This window comes from Escherichia sp. AM3, assembly GCF_032029835.1.
Taxonomy (GTDB): domain Bacteria; phylum Pseudomonadota; class Gammaproteobacteria; order Enterobacterales; family Enterobacteriaceae; genus Escherichia; species Escherichia coli.
In genome coordinates this window covers 1-254 of the sequence record NZ_JAVUPQ010001128.1, presented here as the reverse complement: position 1 = coordinate 254, position 254 = coordinate 1, and the positions used below count along the sequence as shown (strand labels likewise).

The 254-nt window shown below is 65.4% G+C and carries 1 protein-coding gene; it reads right to left on the bottom strand.

The window, feature by feature from the left end:
* On the bottom strand, nt 1-254 hold a 254-nt coding region (locus RTW80_RS29990; RefSeq protein ID WP_312721804.1), incomplete at both ends, for a hypothetical protein.

Below are 254 nucleotides of genomic sequence, written 5' to 3'. Positions count from 1 at the left end.
CAGCCTGCCGTGACGGTCATACCGGTAAAGATAGTGCGCGTCACGGGCGATACGGTTATCCGGCCACATGCTGAGGGTGCTGTCCGGGTGCAGCTCCGGGTCGGGCAGGCGGTTGCCCGCCGGGTCCGTGGCATACGGGATGCGGATATCCAGATTCGCTGCGGTGGTGTGAACGCCGGTCAGCCTGCCGGTGGTGCTGTAGCTGTAACTCCGGGTCTGGCGCGGGCTGCTGATGCGGATGAGTTCGCCGTTGT